This window comes from Streptomyces sp. SID3343, from assembly GCF_009865215.1.
Taxonomy (GTDB): Bacteria; Actinomycetota; Actinomycetes; order Streptomycetales; family Streptomycetaceae; genus Embleya.
In genome coordinates this window covers 1-819 of record NZ_WWJX01000208.1, presented here as the reverse complement: position 1 = coordinate 819, position 819 = coordinate 1, and the positions used below count along the sequence as shown (strand labels likewise).

Below are 819 nucleotides of genomic sequence, written 5' to 3'. Positions count from 1 at the left end.
GACGATGCGGGTCAGGGTCGCGCCCACGCCGGCGGTCAACGTCTCGCCGAAGCGCAGCCGCTCGCGCGCGACGCCGGCCTCGGCGAGCGCGGTACGCGTCGCCGACAGCGCGGCCACGAGGTCGGCCAGGCGCGCTATCGCGTACACCGCCAAGCCGACGAGCGCCGCCTGCCCGACAACCAGATACAGCGCCTCGACCAGGGTCGGCCGTACCGCGAGCCCGACCTCGACGTGCACACCCAACACCACCGCGAAGCCGGTCCACGCCAACCAGGCCGGCCGCAGGAGCACCAGGAACGCGCCGGCCAGGAAGCCCGGATTGCCATACCAGGTCTCGTGCAACCACACCATCGGCACGTAGGTGAGCAACACCTGCGCACCGAGGGTCAGCACCCAGCCCCTCGGCCGCCGACCGTCCGGGCGGCGGACGCAGTTGTGCACGTGCAGCACCACCAGCGCCACCAACGACACGAACGCGACGCACCTGGTCTGGAAGGCGAGGGAGGGCGACTGGACGAGTCCGACGAACCCGCCGAAGAAGAACCCGCCGGTGACCACGCCGACGACGATCCGGGCCAGGCGCGCACCGGGCGCGGCGGCATCCTCGGGCACGCCCGCCCCGCGCACGATCCGGGCCACACGGCGGCGATCACCGCGAATCAAGGCATTCCCCGCTCTTCCCCATCAGTCGCCGACGACCGGCACGAAATGCCATGGCGGCACCCACACGCTACCGACCGCCGCCCCGGCCCCGGCAGCCCGGGCGCCACCGAAAGCGCGCGCGGTTTCTCGGCCGAGGCCCGGACCTCGCCCGAGCCC

Annotated in this window: 1 pseudogene; it reads right to left on the bottom strand. The window is 73.3% G+C overall.

The annotated features are described in order from the left end of the window. Positions 1–639: pseudogene (locus GT354_RS07440) on the bottom strand (hypothetical protein); the annotation flags it as partial. Positions 640–819: the final 180 nt, after the last annotated feature.